General features: G+C 62.8%; 14 protein-coding genes. 6 read left to right on the plus strand and 8 right to left on the minus strand.

Annotated features, from left to right (window positions below; all coding sequences use genetic code 11):
• Window positions 1–702 precede the first annotated feature (702 nt).
• The 8 genes from rplI to HMPREF3172_RS05830 form a co-directional block, all read right to left on the minus strand.
• Window positions 703–1,161, minus strand: a complete 459-nt coding sequence (gene rplI / locus HMPREF3172_RS05795; RefSeq protein WP_070516165.1) for a 50S ribosomal protein L9 — start codon at window positions 1,159–1,161, stop codon at window positions 703–705.
• 16 nt (window positions 1,162–1,177) lie between these two features.
• Window positions 1,178–1,417: a 30S ribosomal protein S18 gene (rpsR, locus tag HMPREF3172_RS05800; protein ID WP_019174237.1), complete on the minus strand. Its 240-nt coding sequence runs from the start codon at window positions 1,415–1,417 to the stop codon at window positions 1,178–1,180.
• Between the two features lie 118 nt (window positions 1,418–1,535).
• The gene (locus tag HMPREF3172_RS05805) at window positions 1,536–2,135 is read right to left on the minus strand and encodes a single-stranded DNA-binding protein (RefSeq protein ID WP_061944524.1); all 600 of its coding nucleotides are present in this window, start codon (window positions 2,133–2,135) and stop codon (window positions 1,536–1,538) included.
• Between the two features lie 40 nt (window positions 2,136–2,175).
• Complete coding sequence (gene rpsF, locus HMPREF3172_RS05810; protein WP_019174235.1) at window positions 2,176–2,466, minus strand: 30S ribosomal protein S6; 291 nt, start codon at window positions 2,464–2,466, stop codon at window positions 2,176–2,178.
• A 126-nt stretch (window positions 2,467–2,592) separates the two neighbouring features.
• Window positions 2,593–3,900 carry a hypothetical protein gene (locus HMPREF3172_RS05815; protein WP_070516167.1) on the minus strand — a complete coding sequence of 436 codons (1,308 nt, stop codon included), beginning with the start codon at window positions 3,898–3,900 and terminating at the stop codon, window positions 2,593–2,595.
• A gap of 15 nt (window positions 3,901–3,915) precedes the next feature.
• Window positions 3,916–6,174, minus strand: a complete 2,259-nt coding sequence (locus HMPREF3172_RS05820) for a transglycosylase domain-containing protein (RefSeq protein ID WP_070516169.1) — start codon at window positions 6,172–6,174, stop codon at window positions 3,916–3,918.
• A gap of 220 nt (window positions 6,175–6,394) precedes the next feature.
• Window positions 6,395–8,107 carry an AMP-binding protein gene (locus HMPREF3172_RS05825; protein WP_070516171.1) on the minus strand — a complete coding sequence of 571 codons (1,713 nt, stop codon included), beginning with the start codon at window positions 8,105–8,107 and terminating at the stop codon, window positions 6,395–6,397.
• A gap of 46 nt (window positions 8,108–8,153) precedes the next feature.
• Window positions 8,154–9,671: a CCA tRNA nucleotidyltransferase gene (locus HMPREF3172_RS05830; protein ID WP_070516172.1), complete on the minus strand. Its 1,518-nt coding sequence runs from the start codon at window positions 9,669–9,671 to the stop codon at window positions 8,154–8,156.
• Window positions 9,672–9,752: 81 nt separating this feature from the next.
• Here HMPREF3172_RS05830 and HMPREF3172_RS05835 point away from each other — a divergent pair, with 81 nt between their 5' ends.
• The 6 genes from HMPREF3172_RS05835 to trxA all read left to right on the plus strand — a co-directional run bounded on the left by HMPREF3172_RS05835 (window position 9,753) and on the right by trxA (window position 17,814).
• The gene (locus HMPREF3172_RS05835) at window positions 9,753–10,238 is read left to right on the plus strand and encodes an NUDIX hydrolase (protein WP_019174230.1); all 486 of its coding nucleotides are present in this window, start codon (window positions 9,753–9,755) and stop codon (window positions 10,236–10,238) included.
• The gene (locus HMPREF3172_RS05840; protein WP_070516174.1) at window positions 10,235–12,502 is read left to right on the plus strand and encodes a DUF6049 family protein; all 2,268 of its coding nucleotides are present in this window, start codon (window positions 10,235–10,237) and stop codon (window positions 12,500–12,502) included. The genes HMPREF3172_RS05835 and HMPREF3172_RS05840 overlap by 4 nt, the downstream gene beginning before the upstream one ends.
• 17 nt (window positions 12,503–12,519) lie before the next feature.
• A complete protein-coding gene (gene murJ / locus HMPREF3172_RS05845) occupies window positions 12,520–14,148 on the plus strand; it encodes a murein biosynthesis integral membrane protein MurJ (protein WP_083281441.1) in 1,629 nt (542 codons plus the stop codon).
• Window positions 14,149–14,201: 53 nt separating this feature from the next.
• The gene (locus HMPREF3172_RS05850) at window positions 14,202–16,433 is read left to right on the plus strand and encodes a hypothetical protein (RefSeq protein WP_070516176.1); all 2,232 of its coding nucleotides are present in this window, start codon (window positions 14,202–14,204) and stop codon (window positions 16,431–16,433) included.
• Between the two features lie 119 nt (window positions 16,434–16,552).
• The gene (gene trxB, locus HMPREF3172_RS05855; protein ID WP_061944507.1) at window positions 16,553–17,491 is read left to right on the plus strand and encodes a thioredoxin-disulfide reductase; all 939 of its coding nucleotides are present in this window, start codon (window positions 16,553–16,555) and stop codon (window positions 17,489–17,491) included.
• A gap of 2 nt (window positions 17,492–17,493) precedes the next feature.
• Window positions 17,494–17,814, plus strand: coding sequence for a thioredoxin (gene trxA, locus HMPREF3172_RS05860; RefSeq protein WP_019174225.1), 321 nt, complete (start codon window positions 17,494–17,496; stop codon window positions 17,812–17,814).
• The last annotated feature ends 27 nt before the right edge of the window (window positions 17,815–17,841 follow it).

Raw genomic sequence — 17,841 nt, forward strand, 5'->3', positions numbered from 1 at the left:
GGCCGACAGTCAAGGCGTGAAGGTAGTGGCCGCGGCCCTTCTGGCGCCCAAACTCACGCGGTAATGCAAACTCACGCGCTAAAGCACCGCAATAACGCGCAAAACTGCAATAAACCGCAAATCCAAGCTGCGACGGTGCCCGACTGGTAGGCGTATCGCCGACAGTGCAGACGTGAAGGTAGTGGCCGCGGCCCCTCCGGACACCCAAACTCACGCAGTGGCGGGCTGTGCTGGGGTGGCCGCGGCCCTTCTGGCGCCCAGACTCACGCGGTAATGCAAACTCACGCGCTAATGCAGCGCTTTAACGCGTAAATCTGCATTAAACCGCAAATCCAGGCTGCGACGGTGCCCGACTGGTAGGCGTATGGCCGACGATGCACGCGGGAAGATGATGGCCGCGGCCCCTCCAGACGCCCAAACTCACGCGGTAATGCAAAGTCACGCGCTAATGCAGCGCTTTAACGCGCAAATCTGCAATACACCGCAAATCCAGCCCAGCAGCGCCACCCCAACCAGCCGGGCGCACCCACGCAACGCAAATCCAGCCAACCAACACCACCCAGCGCCCCAACCTGCCCACGCAACGCAGAAGCCGGGACCAACACCCAACGGTGTCAATCCCGGCTTGTGCTTTAAGCCAGCGGGCTAGGGCAAGCCGTTAAGGCCAAACGCCTCAGGCCCACAGGCCAAAAAACCTGAAAATCAGGCCTTGCCGATCACGTCGAACTTGGCGTTCGCGGTGATTTCGTCGTGCACGCGGACGGTCGCGGTGTAGGAACCGGCCTCCTTGATGTGCTTCGGAAGGGCGATCTGGCGGCGGTCGAATTCGTGACCGACGGCTTCCTTCAGTGCGTCAGCGACAGCGGTGGTCGTGACAGCACCGAACAGACGGCCGCCCTTGCCGGCCTTCATTTCGATGCGAGCGGTGGTCGCTTCAAGCTTTTCCTTGAGACCGATTGCCTCTTCGCGGTCAGCGATCTGACGAGCCTGACGTGCCTTGCGCAGAGCTTCAACCTGCTTTTCAGCACCTGCGGTCCACAGCTGAGCCCAGCCGCGGGGCAGCAGAAGGTTGCGAGCGTAGCCAGCGCGAACGGTGACAACGTCACCAGCGGCGCCGAGGCGGTCAACTTCCTGATTCAGGATGAGTTTGATGTTTGCCATTTCAGTACCCCTCCGATCAGCGAGCTGAGCTCGTGTAGGGCAGCAGCGCCATTTCGCGGGCGTTCTTAACAGCCTTGGCGATCTTGCGCTGTTCCTGCACAGTCACACCCGTCACGCGGCGAGCACGGATCTTGCCGCGGTCAGAGATGAACTTACGCAGAGTTGCAGTGTCTTTGTAGTCGATGTAGGAGGTTTCACCCGCACCGAGCGGGTTAGCCTTCTTCTTCACCGGCTTCCGGATTTCCGGCTTTGCCATTTTTACTCCTGTTGAAAATAAGCGTCGAAACAGTCGGCGCAAAAGCGTGAACAGCTAAGCGTTGACGGCCTTCACCCGAATCCTCACTCGCGGGTCAGGTGAGTCCGTGCTCAGCGGATCAGAACGGGGGTTCGCTTTCAGTGGGGCTTCCCCAGCCGCCACCGCCCTGATTCTGGTTGGGGTCCGATGCAGCCCACGGGTCGTTCTGCTGGCCGCCGAAGCCGCCCTGACCACCCTGGTTGCCGCCGGGCTGTCCGCCCTGCTGGCCCCAACCGCCGCCGGTCTGCTGGCCGCCGTAGCCGCCCTGCTGACCGCCGCCGTAACCCTGACCGCCGCCCTGGAATCCACCAGAGCGTTCGACCTTCGAAACCTGTGCTTTTGCAAAGCGCAGGCTGGGGCCGATTTCGTCAACGTCGAGTTCCATGACGGTGCGACGTTCGCCTTCCTTCGTGTCGAAGGAACGCGACTTCAGGCGCCCCTGCACGATGACGCGGGTGCCGCGGCTGAGTGATTCAGCCACGTTTTCAGCGGCATCGCGCCACAGGGAGCAGCGCATGAAGAGGGTTTCGCCGTCGCGGAATTCGCCCGACTTGCGATCGAACATGCGGGGAGTCGAAGCGACCGTGAAGTTGGCAACCGCAGCACCGTTGGGCGTGAACCGAAGTTCAGGGTCCGAGGTGAGGTTGCCGACGAGTGTGATTACTGGATCTCCGGCCATTCTGACTCCTTAGCTGAGCGCTGACTGTTTTCGAAAGTGATTACTGAGCTTCGGGACGAAGGATCTTGGTGCGCAGAACAGCCTCGTTGAGGCCGAGCTGGCGGTCGAGTTCGTGTGAAGTTTCCGGCTTCGCGGTGAAGTCGACGACTACGTAGTAGCCTTCGGTCTTCTTGTTGATTTCGTAGGCGAAGCGACGGCGGCCCCACACGTCCACGTTGTCGACCGTTCCGCCGTCAGCGGCAACGACCTTGAGCAGGTTTTCAACAGTGGAGTCCACGGAACGCTCTTCGAGTTCCGGTTCCAGAATGAGCATGAGCTCGTACTTACGCACGTGTAACCCACCTCCTTTGGTCTGAAGCGGCCATGGTCTTTCCATGGCAGGAGGGTATGTGCAGTGCTTCCGTCATAGCTCAGTTCTACACCGAGGCCATGACACAAGCCATCCCATCTTAGTCGTTCAGTGCGCTTTGGCGCCACTCGGCGTGGTGCCGGCAGGCTCGCCATCGGCGTTTTTCAGGGCTCCGGCGGCAAACACCCACACCAGCAGGCCGGCAAGAGCCATCCAACGCAGAGTCGTGAACACGAAAAGCCATCCGGGCGCGAGCCCCTTGCCGGGGTCAAACGCATCGGCGTCTGCCAGGTTGACCGCGATGAACAGCGTGGCCTCGGACAGCATCCAGAGGAAGTGCAGCACGAGGCTGTGCACGGCTGCCGCCGCGAACGGCACCAACCACAGGGCTTCACCAACACCCGCCCGAGGTGCCGTCAACAACGCGGCCACCAACAGCACCGCTGTTATCGGCAGGGGGCTGGCGGCTGCGCCAGCACGCAGGTAAAGCAGAACCGCGACAGCTGCGATGGCCGCAAAGAACACAATGAGTGCCGCCACGTTGAGCCCCGAACCTTCAGTCCGGTAGGCGGCAAGAGAGAACAGCGAGCCGCGATCAATGCCGTCGGTCAGCCACATGTGGACTCGTCCGGCAATCCTGCCGTCGACTACAACAAGCGCGCCCAGGATCACCATGAATAGGCCCACCACTGTCAGAACTGACTGCGTGGATCCGCGCCGCACCGCAGCAATGCCCCACCCAAGCAGAACAACAACAGCCAGCGGGCTGATAAGCGCGGCCACCGCAAACATGACCGCAACCAGCACCAGCGCCGACAGGGGCCTGCCTGCAGACCCGCCCGGCGCCTCGGCAGACGGCACCTCGGCAGCCGGCACCTCGGCAGCCGGGCCCTCCCCGGCCAGCACCAACGCCCACAGGGCCAGTGCAAGACCCACCGGATCGAGCGACTGCCCGATCGAGAAGAACACCACCGGCGACAGCGCGAACACCGCAAACCACGAACGGTCCCCCAGCAGCCGCAACAGGGCCATGCCCGCCAGCAGGAACGCGGCGAAGTTCAGCACCAGCAGAATCGCCATGCATTCACCCGGCGAAAGAACAGCGCCAGCACCGGCAGCAAACCAATCGGCGGCGGGGCTGATCAGTGCAGAGCCCGTACGGCCGGGCGCTTCCGGCCAGCCGGCACCCAGCAGTCCATTGGCAATGGGCGAAGCGCACATTCGGTACGACGCGTGCGGCATTTCCCAGCCTGCCGCAATGCACGGCACCTGCCGCAGAATGCCCGCAAGCCCCACACATCCCAGCAGAACAAGCGATGCCATCGCCTGAAAACGCAGGTAACCCCTGCCGGGTGCACCGAGGAACCTTCCTCGACCGCCCAGCAGGGGTGCTGCGATATCAGCCGGTGACCGCATGAATCAGTTGCCGCCCTATGAATCCGAATCAAGCTTCTTCGGCTTGTCCGGCTTCGGTTCCTTAGGCTTTTCAGGCTTCGGCTTTTCCGGTTCCTTAGGCTTTTCGGGCTTCGGCTTTTCCGGTTCCTTAGGCTTGTCGTTTTCCTTCGGCGGCTCCTTCTTGTCGCCCTCGTCCGGCTTGGAGTCTTCGTTCGAATCCTCGACTTCCGGAGCCTTCGTTTCCTTCGGCTTTTCTTCCTTCTTCTGTTCCTTCTTCTTGGTGCTCGGACGGTCGTAGTTGCGCTGCACCGGTGCGTTGCGCGAACCGCCGGACTTGTTCTTCGGCTTTTCAACGTCCGGGAGCTTGCCGCGCTCAGGGAACTTCTCGACGTCCATGCCCTTCATGGCACCCTGCATGTAACTCGTCCACGCGATCGTGGGGTACGAACCACCCGTGATGGATCCACGGCCGCCGTAGGCGCCGATCTCGATGGGTTTGCCCTGGTCGTCGTAGCGGAAGATCGACACCGCTGTTGCCAGCTGCGGGGTGTAGCCGACGAACCACGCCGACTTCGACTCGTCCGACGTACCGGTCTTACCGGCAACCGGACGGCCGAGGTTCGACGCGTAGCTGCCCGAACCGCCCTGCACCACGCGGCTGAGCGCGTAGGTGGTTTCGGCCATGACGTTCTTGTCGAACTTCCTTTCGCCCTTCGTGTCGGGCTTGTACAGCGATTCGCCATCGGGGTTAACCACTTCGACAACAAAGTGCGGTGTGCGCTGAACACCCTCGGCGGCGAAGGTCGCAAACGCCCCTGCCATCTGCAGGGTGGTGGGGCTTGCCGTGCCGAGCACGTTCGAGGCGTTGGAGTCCAGACCCTGCGTGTTCTCCGGCAGGCCGGCACGCACTGCGACGTCCTTTGTCTTGTCAGGGCCCACATCGATGTTGAGCTGCGCGTAGGCGGTGTTAACCGAACTCTGGGTTGCCTTCAGCAGCGTGACCTGGCCGTAGCTGGCACCGCCGTAGTTTTTCGGCGTCCACGTGCCGCCGCCTGGCAGCTGGAACGTCTGCGCCGAACCGGTGAACGAGTCGCTCAGCGTAAAGCCGTTTTCCAGACCGGCCACCAGGGTGAACGGCTTGAAGGTCGAACCTGCCTGTGCGGTGTCCTGCGTGGATGCGTTGTGCATCCGCTTGAAGTAGTCCTTACCGCCGTAGATCGCGCGGACTTCGCCGGTCTTGGGGTCAACCGAGGACAGTCCGACGTGCATACCGGCTTTGAGTTCCGGCAGGTTTTCCACGGACTTGACCGCGGACTTCATCATCTTCTTGTCGATGCCGGTCTCAATCTTCAGGCCGCCGCGGTCAATCTGTTCGTCGGTCAGCCCACCGGCGGTCTTCAGTTCATGGCGCACGGCGTCCATGAGGTAGCCGGTCTGGCCCTTGCGTTCGTTGTCAGACTTGGGCTTTTGGAATTCGGGGAGTTCGACCTTGTCGGCTTGTTCCTGCGTCAGGTAGCCCAGGTCGACCATGTTGTCGATGACGTAGTCGAAGCGCTCCTGCAGGCGCGAAGGGTCTTCGGCCGGGTCTTGTGCGCCCGGCGTCTGAATCATCGCTGCGAATGCTGCGGCTTCTTCGACCGTGAGGTCTTTAGCGTCCTTGTGGAAGTAGGACTGTGATGCCACCTGCACGCCGTAGCTGCGACGGCCCAGGTAGATGGTGTTGAGGTAGTTCGCCATGATCTGGTCCTTGGACAGTTCCTGGTCCAGTTTGATGGCGATGAACATCTCCTTGACTTTGCGCTGCAGGGAGAATTCGTTCGTCAGGTAGTAGTTCTTGACGTACTGCTGGGTGATGGTGGAACCACCGCCGGCGTAGTCGTTCGTGATGATGCCGACTGCCGCGCGGAAGATGCCCTTGATCGAAATACCGCGGTTTTCGTAGAAGGTTTTGTCTTCTGCGGCCTGTGCGGCGTATGCCATGTTCGGCGAGATCTCTTCGGGCTTGAGGATCTCACGGTTTTGGTCTTTGAAAGTGCCGATAACGTCTTTGCCGCCCTTGTAGTAGACGTGGGAAGTCTGGCCGGCGGCTTCGGCGTTGGGTTCGGGGATGGGTGTGAGGGCGTAGCCGATGGTGAACCCGGCAATTGCCAGCAGGAACGCACCGAGCAGGCCGAAGCCCCACAGGCGAGCAGACGGCAGCCAACGCGTCCAGCCCTTCTTGTTTTTTCTCGGATAGTTGAGGAAGCGGCTGGCACTGGAACTCTTTGCCGCTGCCTTTCGCTTAGCAGTGGACACAGTTTTCCCCCAATACGAACAGACAGATCATTTCAGTCAACCACAGTTGACTGGGAGTAGTCCTACAAATGTGCCGAATTTCATTCGGCCTGTTTGATTCCTGTGACGCATCTCAATCACGAGGCGCCGCCCACCTTCCCGCTGCCCTCCCCCAGCTGCCGCTGGGCTGGGTACGGCGAAGGGCCGGTGCTCGGTGCACCGGCCCTTCGCTTAAGCCCAGTCAGCCCTTGAGTCCGGGGAAGTCGGTGTCTGCCCATTCCTGGGCGGTGACGGTGGCTTCGCCGAATTCGGGGTGGAGTTCGAGTTCGCGGGTGCGCAGCTCCACTCGGCGGATCTTGCCGGAGATGGTCTTGGGCAGTTCCGTGAATTCGATGCGGCGGATGCGCTTGTACGGTGCGAGCGTTTCGCGGCAGAACTTCAGAATCGACTCTGCCGTGGCCGCGGTGGGCTCCCAGCCCGGCGCCAGAACGACGTACGCCTTGGGCACTGCCAGGCGGACGGGGTCCGGGGACGGGACGACGGCGGCTTCGGCGACCGCTTCGTGTTCGATGAGTGCGGATTCGAGTTCGAACGGCGAGAGCCGGTAGTCGCTTGCCTTGAAGACGTCGTCGGCGCGGCCGACGAACGTGATGTAGCCGTTTTCGTCTTTCGCTGCGACGTCGCCGGTGTGGAAGACACCGTCGTAGAAGGCTTCGGCGGTTTTGACTTCATCCCCCCAGTAGCCCTGCGTGATGCCGACCGGGCGCGGGTCGAGGATTGCGCAGACTTCGCCTTCATCGCCGAGTTCACCGGTGGCGGGGTCGCGCAGCACGATGTCGTAGCCGGGAAGCGGGCGGCCCATGGAGCCAGGAACCATTTCCTGGCCGGGCGAATTGCCCACCATGAGCGTGGTTTCGGTCTGGCCGAAGCCGTCGCGGATGTCGGTGCCCCATTCGGCGCGCACGCGCGAAATGACTTCCGGGTTGAGCGGTTCGCCGGCGGACATGGTCTTCTGCGGCGGGGTGGGCAGCAGGCCGAGGTCGGCGTGGATGAGCATGCGCCACACGGTCGGCGGAGCGCAGAAGCTGGTCACACCCACCCGTTCCATGGTCTTCATGAGCGCCGCCGCGTCGAAGCGAGCGTAGTTGTAGATGAAGATGCAGGATTCTGCGATCAGCGGGGTGAACAGGTTCGACCACGCGTGCTTAGCCCAGCCGGGGGACGAAATGTTGAGGTGGATGTCACCGGGCTCCATGCCGATCCAGTACATGGTCGACAGGTGTCCCACGGGGTAGGACGTGTGGGTGTGGGCGACCATCTTCGCCTTCGACGTGGTGCCCGAGGTGAAGTACAGCAGCAGGAGGTCGTCGGCTTTTGTCACGCCGTCTGCTTGGAAGTCTTCCGAGGCGCCGGCTGAGTCTGTGTAGGCGAGGTCCTGTTCGCGCTGGGGTTCACCGCCGACGACGATCCGCTTGAGGTCGACTGAAACATCGTCGAACTTCGATGCCGAGGGTGCTTCGACGACGACGTACTGTGCTTTGCCGCGATCGGCGCGGTCCTGCAGGTCGATGGGGCCCAGCTGGACGGTGGTGGGCATCAGCACAGCACCGAGTTTGATGCCGGCGAGCATGGTTTCCCACAGTTCAACCTGGTTGTTGAGCATGACCATCACGTGGTCGCCGCGCTGAACACCGGCTTCGCGGAGGAAGTTGGCCACCTGGTTGGAGCGGCGGCGCAGAGTGTCATAGGAGTAGATGTTCTCCTGACCGTCTTCTTCGACGATCCACAGTGCCGGGTTGTCGTTGCCTTCGGCTACCTGATCGAACCAGTCCAGTGCGAAGTTGAACTCTTCAAAGCGCGGCCAGGTGAATTCACGGCGTGCTGCTTCGAGGTCGGTCCGGTACCGCAGAAGCGTGTCGCGGGCTTCGCGGAAGGTGGTGGTGACATCGCTCATGTGCGATTCTCCTTCTGTGATCTGGGCCTCTTTGCCAGATCTAAGACTAGCCCGCCTCGGGTTGTTCTGCCCACCAGGTCAGCAGAGCGGCCTTGGCCGTTTCGAAATCAGACGGCCCGTTCTCCATCCGCAGCTCCAGCATGTGCTTGTATGCCCGGCCCACAACCGGCCCGGGTGTGATGCCGAGGATCTCCATGATCTGCTGTCCGTCGAGGTCAGGCCTGATGGCGTCGAGCTTTTCCTGCTTCTGCAGGTTCTCGATGCGCCGCTCGAGGTCGTCATAGGCCCGCGCCAGACGGTCTGCCTTGCGTTTGTTGCGGGTGGTGACATCACTGCGGGTCAAGATGTGCAGGCGGGTCAGCTGATCGCCGGCATCCGTGACGTAGCGGCGCACAGCCGAATCGGTCCAACCGGCATCGCCGTATCCGTAGAAGCGCAGGTGCAGCTCCACCAGGCGAGCCACCCGCTTGGTCGTGGCGTTGTCGAAGGCGAGCGCACGCATCCGCCTGCGTACGAGCTTCGCGCCGACAACATCGTGGTGGTAGAAGGTGACCGCACCGTTGGGTTCAAAGCGGCGGGTGTCGGGCTTGCCGATGTCGTGCATGAGCGCGGCAAAGCGGACCGTGAAGTCAGGCACTGAGATTCGCAGCTGCGAATCGGCCGGCAGCGGTTCATCGGCATCGTTGTCTTCTGCTGCCGCGGCATCCGCTTCGGCCTGCTTGCGGGCGTAGCGCTCTTCAAGTTCAACGGCCTGGCGCAGCACCGTCAGCGAATGCCAGTAGACGTCCTTGTGGCGGCCGTGTTCGTCCTTTTCTTCCCGCAGGCGTGCAACCTCGGGCAGGAAGACATCCGCGAGACCGGTTACCACCAGCAGGTCGACGCCCTTCCACGGTGCTTTTCCGCAGATGAGTTTGACCAGTTCGTCCTTAATCCGTTCAGCCGACACGATGTCCATCCGGCCGGCCATGTCGGTCATGGCCTCGCGGACGTCATCGGCGACCTCGAAGTCCAGCTGGGATGTGAAGCGGGCGGCCCGCATCATGCGCAGCGGGTCATCGCTGAAGGAGTCCTCCGCTTTGCCGGGTGTGCTAATCCGGCCGGCTGTGAGATCTTCCAGACCGCCGAACGGGTCAACGAAGACTCGGCCGGGCAGGCGCACCGCCATCGCGCCGATCGTGAAATCACGGCGCACAAGATCGTCATCGAGATTGTCGCCGAAGGCCACAACGGGTTTGCGGGACTCAGAGTCATAGCTTTCAGCCCGATACGTGGTGATCTCAATCTGGAAGCCCTTCTTGACCATCCCGATGGTCCCGAACTTCTTGCCGATATCCCACCACGTGTCCGCCCAGTCGCGGATCAGCCGCACAATGTCATCCGGCCTGGCGTCCGTTGTGAAGTCGAGGTCCGGCATGTCCCGGCCCAGCAGAGCATCGCGCACAGAGCCGCCCACCAAAGCCAGTTCAAAACCGGCATCGGCAAAGGTCCGGCCCAGAGGACCGAGCACATCGTCCAGTTTCTCGAGTGCCTCGCTCAGTCGAATGTGCGCTGTCGCTGCGTCCACGCAGACCTCCTTTTTTGTCCCGTACAAGGGTACCCGCGCGCTCACAGAAGCCGCGGAGGCCCGAACGGTAGGGTAGATCCCATGATTCGACCGCTTCCCAAACCGGGCCCCTTCCCGGTTCGCTCGCAGGCTGTGGAGGAAACCTCCGCCGGCGGGCTCGTGGTCGATTTTTCCTCCCCCGGCCGCGAAGTCGCGGTCATCGCCCGCATCAACCGCGCCGGCAGACTCGAATGGTGTCTGCCGAAGGGCCACCTGGAAGCAGGCGAAACACCCGCCCAGGCCGCCCGCCGCGAAGTCGCAGAAGAAACCGGCATAGAAGGCAAAGTCATCGCGCCCTTAGGCAGCGTCGACTACTGGTTCTCCGCAGCCGGGTTCCGCATCCACAAGGTCGTCCATCACTTCCTGCTGCGCGCAGTAGGCGGGGAACTGACCGTCGAAAACGACCCCGATCACGAGGCGGTGGCAGCCGAGTGGGTCCCCTACGCTGATCTTGGCGAACGACTGTCATTCGCCAACGAACGCCGCATCGCGCTCGCCGCCAGCCGACTCCTGCGATACCCGTCATGAAGATCATCCGCCCGATCGCCGCAGCAGCTGCCGCGGCACTGACAGTCCTGCTGGGAACCACTCCCCTGCCCACCCCAGCGCACGCCCAGCCGGCACAGGAGCAGAGCTCCGCCTCGGCAGAAGAAAAAGACAGCGCCCCCGCCCAGAAGCCCGGTGTCGAGATCACCTCGATCACCCCGTGGCTGGATGACAAGGGCACCCTGTCCATCAGCGGGAACGTGCGCAGCGGTGATGCGGAACTGAAGAAGCCCACGCTGCAGGTGGGTATGTCCACCCAGATTCTCAACTCCACCGACTCCATCAACGCGTGGGCAGACAAAGCCAATCCCCACAGGACGCTGACGACAATCGCCCCGGGCTTCAAACCAGAAGACGGCGATGACGCCATCACAGCAGCCCCCCTGCCGGGGACCATCAAAGCCAACAGCACGGCCCGCTTCAGCGTGACCATTCCCGCCGCAAAGCTGGGCCTGTCAGCCAAAAAGCCGCTGTCCACATGGGGTGCGCGCGGCATCCGCGTTGCCGTCACAACAGAAGCCGGGCCCTTCGGGGAACCGACAACGGCCTACACGACGTGGTACCCCAACCCGAAAATCGACCACACCAAGCTCGGGGTGATCATCCCCGCGACCATCACCCGGTTCGGCCTCGACGGAAAGTACGTCCCCCAAGACCTCGAAAAAGCCGCCGCGGGCGGAGAACTCCGCGACCTTTTGGAAGCGATGAAAAAAGCCCCGGATGCCGCGATCGCCCTCGATCCGCGCCTGGTGGTCAGCATCAGCAGCACCCTCGAAACCCAACAGGCCCCAGAAGAAACAGAAGCGCCCGAATCAGATGGAGAGAGCGAGTCGAAACCGGGCAGCTACAAAGAACTCGAAGCGTTTTGGGACGAATTCCGGGAAGAACTCACCAAACACGACATCATCCCGCTGCCCTACGCTGACGCCGACCTGCGCAGCATCCGCGCCGTGGGCGAAGACAAGCTGGCCGAAACGGCACAAGCTGCCTCTCGCCAGATCACAGAAGCGGTTCCCGAACTTGAAGGCAACGGCAGAATTCTGCGCTACTCCTGGCCGGCAGCGGCAGGAGCCGACAGCAAACACCTCGACACCTTCCACTCGACCGGGCACGACGCCCTGTTGCTGAGCGAAGACCAGCTGCCAGCAGAAACTTCGTACACATCGAACGCCCGGGCCCGCATCACCGCTGACGATGTCGGATCCAACATCCCGGTGCTCGTCACCAACCGCGACCTCAACGAAGCCCTCGGCATCACCCAGGCAACGCGGACAGGCGACGACACACCCGGCGAAGCTGACGGCGCCGACGGTCCTGAAGCTCAGCCCAGCGAGCGCCCCCACTCCCCCAGAACAGCCGAAGACATCAGCCGCACCATCGCACTGACCGCAGCCATCACCTCGGAACGGCCCTTCGACCAGCGCTCCATCCTCATGAGCCTGCCCCGCCACACAGCAGAAGCAGACTGGGCAGACCTGGCAGCCATGCCGGAAGACCTCCCGTGGCTTGACCCCATCAGCCTGCCGCAGCTGGAGAAAAGCGAAGAATCCGACCGCGGAGCATTCGTCACCGCGCAGAAGACAACCCTGCCGGCCCCCACGCTGGCGCCCCTGCCCGGCCTGTACACAGACATCGGCGTCTTCGATTCGCTTTTCGCCAACCCCACAGAAGCCCGCACCGCCGATTCGCGCATGCTCCTGACCTGCGCATCCGTCGGCTGGCAGAATCAACCCGCAGATCTTGACGAATGCGTCGAAAGCGCTACCAAAGCTGCCGAAGGCTTCGGCGGGCGAATCGGCATCGAGCAGGGTTCAACCGTCCTGCTGGTCACCGGGGAATCGACCACAATCCCGATCACGGTGCACAACAATTCGACGCGCGAAGCCGAACTCTCCGTCAACCTGCGCCCCCAAACAGCACAGCTGCAGGCCGAAACCTCACCCACCCAGACCATCGGCCCGGGCGAACACGCCCGCTTCACCGTCCCCGTCAAAGGCATCGCCAACGCCGACGTGCCCGGCCGCATCAACCTCATCGCAGCTGACGGCACCACAATCCCCACCGACGAAGAAATGCTCGTGCGCGTCCGCGCTGACTGGGAGAACATCGGCACCGCCATCGTCGGCACCGGACTGGCCATCGTGTTCGTCGTCGGCCTGTACTTCTCCGTCCGCCGCGGCCGACCCAAGATCCCCCAAAGCCAACTCGAAGCGGCCATGGCGCGCGCAGAAAGCCAAAACGACTAGTCCCCCTGAGGAGTTTTGTGAGCACATCAAAAGCAGCATCATTCGCCAAATCCTCAGCGATCATGGGAGCCGGCACGCTCGTCTCCCGCATCCTGGGGCTGGCCAAGACCATGCTGCTGACCGTGGCCATCGGCGTCACAATCGGCGGTGCCGCCGACGCCTTCGACGTTGCCAACAAAATTCCCAACAACCTCTACATGCTGCTGGCCGGCGGAGTGCTCAACGCCGTCCTCGTCCCGCAGATCGTCCGCGCGGCAGAACAGCCCGACGGCGGCAAGGACTACACCGACAGGCTGCTGACCCTGTCGATCCTGCTGCTGGGCGGACTCACCATCATCGCCACCGCGGCCGCCCCGGTGCTCATCTGGCTGTACTCGTCATCCACGTGGTCGGCAGAACAGACCTCACTGGCCGTCGCCTTCGCCTTCTGGTGCCTGCCTCAGCTGTTCTTCTACGGCCTGTACACAATGCTCGGCCAAGTGCTCAACGCCAATTCGTCCTTCGGGCCCTACATGTGGGCGCCGGTTCTGAACAACGTTGTGGCCATCGCCGGACTGATCGTGTTCATTTGGATGTTCGGCCCCGGCTCCGAAGGCCAACACCCCGTGGGCGATTGGACCGGGCCCATGATCGTCGTACTCGCCGGATCCGCAACACTCGGCGTGGTCTCCCAGGCCCTCGTTCTGATCTGGCCGCTGAAACGCATGGGCTTCCGCTACACACCCCGCTTCAATTTCCGAGGCGTCGGGCTCGGCACAGCCGCGCGTGTTGCCGGCTGGACCTTCGGTGCGCTGGTCGTGGGCCAGCTGGGCTTCCTCGTGATTTCCCGCGCGGCTGCGCTGGGCACATCCCAAGGCGGCGAAGTCAGCGCCTCAAACGCCGCATACACAATCTCCTACCTGATCTTCATGCTGCCGCACTCACTCGTCGCGGTATCACTCGCAACGGCACTCTTCACACCGCTGTCAAAATACGCCGCAGCCGACGACACCGCCGCCGTGAAAGACAGCTTCCGCACCGGGGTGAACCTCGTCGGCCTGGTCAACATGTTCTTCACCGCAGCCTTCATCGCACTGGCCGGGCCTGCCGCCATGGTCGTCGGCGGGGCGGGCTTCGAACAGGCCCGAGCGCTCAGCCTGGTCATCATCGCCATGATCATCGGACTGGTCCCCTTCAGCGCCAACTACCTGCTGCAGCGGGTGTTCTACGCCTACGAAGACGCCAAAACCCCGTTCTGGATCAACCTGCCCCAAGTGGTGCTGACCTCCATCGGCGTGATCCTTTCCGCCCTCTTCCTGCCACGCCACCTGATCGTTGCCGGCATCGGCCTGTCAATGAGCACCGGCTACACCATCGCAATGCTGCTGTCGTTCATCCTGCTGCACAGGAAGATCGGCAACCTCGGCGGCAAGCGGATCGTGTTCGCTCACCTCAAATTCACCGTGGCAGCTGCCCTATCCGGTGTCATCGGCGCATTCCTGCTGAGCCGACTGGGCGACTTCTGGGCAACCCGGGCAACCGCGTTCATCACCGCGGCCGGCATCGGCATGATCATGCTGATCATCTACTTCGGCATCTGCTGGGCCCTGCGCGTTCCGGAACTCCGCTCACTCATCACCACGGTCCGGGCCAAACTCGGCCGCTGATCTTCTTTTCAGACAATGGCGGTTAGAATCAAAAGCCACAGAACACACGGGAGGTGGGACAGCTGACAAGCGCAGACCGCGGCACAGTCATCGCCGACCGCTACGTCATATCGGAAGTGCTCCGACCCTGGCTTCCCGACCACCCGGAAGCAGGCCAGGTCAACCTCGGCCTCGACGCTGTCCTCGACACCCCCGTCATCGTCTACACCGCCCATGAAGACACCGCGGCCGGCCTCTTCAGCACCGCCAACCGCGCCGCCCTGCTGGCTGATCCGCGCATCCCCGCCATCACAGATGTCGGCATGCAGGACGACCTCGTGTACATCGTGTGCGAACGCACCGGCGGCACCCCTCTGTCGAAAATGCTCGCGGGCGGACCCCTCACGGTCGACCAGGCAACAGCCGTCGTCGGCGAAGTCGCCACAGCACTCACCCACGCCGACAAACGCGGCCTGCACCACCTGATGCTCGGCCCCGAATCCGTTGCGGTCACCCCCGAAGGCGAAGTCATCATCCGCGGAGTCGGCATCGATGCCGCAGTCGCCGACGCCGTCGAAGACCTCGAACTCGACATGCTCACGTCCAGCCGCGCTGCCCGCCGCGACGCCCTGGACATCATCAACATCTTCTACGCCGCAATCACCGGCCACTGGCCCGACGACCACGGCCGGGCCGGCCTTCCCGCAGCCGGACGCAAAAACCGCCGCATCACACCCGTCGGCGCTTTCACGAACGACCTTTCCGACGACCTCGAAGTATTCCTCTCCGGGGTTGTCGGCGGCACCGACCCCGGCCCCCGCTCCCCCAGCGAAATCGTTCGCTACCTGGGCGAATGGGACACAGGCCTTCTGACCGAACTGCCGCAGCTGTCCCGCACAGAAAGCGAACTGTTCGCCGAAAGCGCCGGCCCCACACACCCAGAACCCGACGAAGTTGCACCGGAAGCCAGCGCATCCGACGCCCAGATGGCCAACGCCTGGGCCCGCATCGGGCTTGTGCGCCCCGGAGTTTCCGGCGCCGCCGCCGGCGTCAGCGGAAGCGGCGTCACCCCCTATGACGACCGCATGAAAATGGCGAAAGCCACCCGCTTCCCGCTGTCGCCTGACCAGCTGAGCGGCAAACCCGAATGGACCGCCGAAGACTCGACGCCAAGCACCGTCAGCGCGCACGATCCCAACCTCACCGCGCCCATCATGCGCCGTGACGAATCAGACCCCACCACGCAGGCCATGCCCATCGTCCACGAACCCGAAGAACCCGCCGCGGACGACGGCGACGGTTCATGGTTCCTGGGTGGAATGTTCCAAACCCGCGAACAGGAATACGCGCGTCAGCGCGCCGAATACGATCACGAACGCCGCCTGCGCGAACACGCCCGCCAGCGCGCCGAACAAGCACAGGCAGCAGAACGCGCCCAGGCGACAGACAACCAGCCGGCCCAGCAGCCGGCTGAAGCGCGACCGCAGGCACCCATCGTCAAAAGCGCCCCAGCGGCCACACCGGCACCCAACCAAACCAAACGCACAGCGGCAGGAACCGGCGCCGCGGCAGCCGGCGGCACCTCGGCGGCAGCTGGTGCTGCGGCCAGCAGTGCCGCAGTCCGCAGCACTGCCAGCGGTTCCGCAGCCGGCACCTCGGCAGCTGAGAAAGCCCAGAACAGCCAAACCAAGCGTTCAAAGAAGGGGCGCGGACCCGTCTACACGGCACTCGCGCTCATCACCGCCGGCATCATCGTGCTGGTGATCGCAATCATCTGGATGTATCAGGCCGGCGGCGGCGACACCGACACTGCGACCCCACAGCCGGCACCCGAAACCAGCACACCGGCACCCGCCGAAACGCAGGAAGCAGCTGAACCGGTCAAGGTGAAGATCACCAAGGCCAAACCACTCGACCCGCAAGGCGATGGAACGGAAAACAACGCGGCAGCCAAGAACGTCCTCAAAAAGAAGGGCGAATGGACCTCCGACCGCTACAACACGCCCGAATTCGGGGGACTCAAAGACGGCCTCGGCCTCGAACTGACTCTGGAAGGCGAACAGAAGCTCACCAAAGTCGTACTCGACTCCAAAGCCAAGGGCGGTTCCTACGAAATCCGGGTGGGCGACGACCCCGAAGACGCCAAAACCATCGGCACCGGCGAGTTCGGCAAGAAGACCGAAGTCGAATTCGACAAACCCGTCGAAGCCGACAGCTTCTACGTGTGGATCACCGAACTGCCCACCTACGAAGGCAATTCCAGGGCGGCCTTCAGCCGCATCACCGCCTACGCAGAAGAAAACTGAGACCGGCCTCGCAGGCGGCACTCAACAGCACAGGAATAACACCCCAAACACCATCGTTGACCCAAAAGAAGATAACCGCCGGCAGCTAAGCCGGAGCAGCGCTTCCAAGGAGAACACCCGTGACCAATAAGAAGCTCATCATCGTGGGCTCCGGACCAGCCGGATACACCGCCGGCGTCTATGCCGCCCGCGCCGGATTCGAACCGCTCATCATCGCCGGCTCAGTCACCGCCGGCGGTGAACTGATGAACACCACTGACGTCGAGAACTTCCCCGGTTTCCCCGAAGGCATCCTCGGCCCAGACCTCATGGAGAACATGCGTCAGCAGGCTGAGCGCTTTGGAGCGGAAGTCATGTACGACGATGTCAAGACCATCGACTTCTCCCCCGGCGCACACCGCCTGACCACCGAAATGGGCGAAGAGTTCACAGCTGAGGCCGTCATCCTCGCGACTGGTTCGGCTTACCGCGAACTGGGCCTGGCCAACGAAAAGGCACTCACCGGCAAGGGCGTCAGCTGGTGTGCAACCTGCGATGGCTTCTTCTTCAAGGACCAGCACATCGCGGTGGTTGGCGGTGGCGATTCCGCAATGGAAGAAGCCACCTTCCTGTCGCGCTTCGCTTCGAAGGTCACCCTCATCCACCGCCGTCAGGGCTTCAGCGCATCACACGCAATGGTCAAACGGGCCGAAAGCGACCCCAAGATCGAATTCCTGCTCGACGCCGAAGTCTCCGCAGTGCACGGCGACGACAAGCTCACCGGAGTCACCGTGCGCAGCACCGCCAACGGTTCAGAGTCCGAACTCGACATCACCGGCCTGTTCATCGCAATCGGCTCCGACCCCCGCACAAGCCTGTTCAAGGATCAGCTCGACCTGCACGACAACGGCTACATCAAGGTCGACGGACGGTCGTCGCGCACCAGCATCGAAGGTGTCTTCGCTGCCGGCGACGTCGTAGACTCGGTGTACCGTCAGGCCGTCACAGCAGCCGGATCTGGCTGTGCGGCAGCCCTCGACGCTGAAAAGTATCTGGCCGACCGCGCCGATAAGGAGTAATCATGTCTCAAGAAGTCACCGACGCCGATTTCGAGGCGGAAGTCCTCAAACACGACAAGCCCGTCCTCGTCGACTTCTGGGCCCCGTGGTGCGGCCCCTGCCGTCAGGTTGGCCCGATTGTCGACCAGATCGGCGAAGAGAACGCCGACAAACTCAAGGTCGTCAAACTCAACACGGACGACAACATGAAGACCGCCGCCGAGTACGGCATCACCGGCATTCCCGCCATGTATGTCTTCAAGGACGGCAAAGTCGTCAAGGAGATCGTCGGCGCCCGGCCTAAGCCGGCGCTTGAAGAAGAGCTCGCCGAATTCATCGGCTGATCTTCACAGATCACTGTTCAGGCGCCC

It is taken from the genome of Brevibacterium sp. HMSC08F02 (assembly GCF_001807555.1).
GTDB lineage: Bacteria > Actinomycetota > Actinomycetes > Actinomycetales > Brevibacteriaceae > Brevibacterium > Brevibacterium ravenspurgense.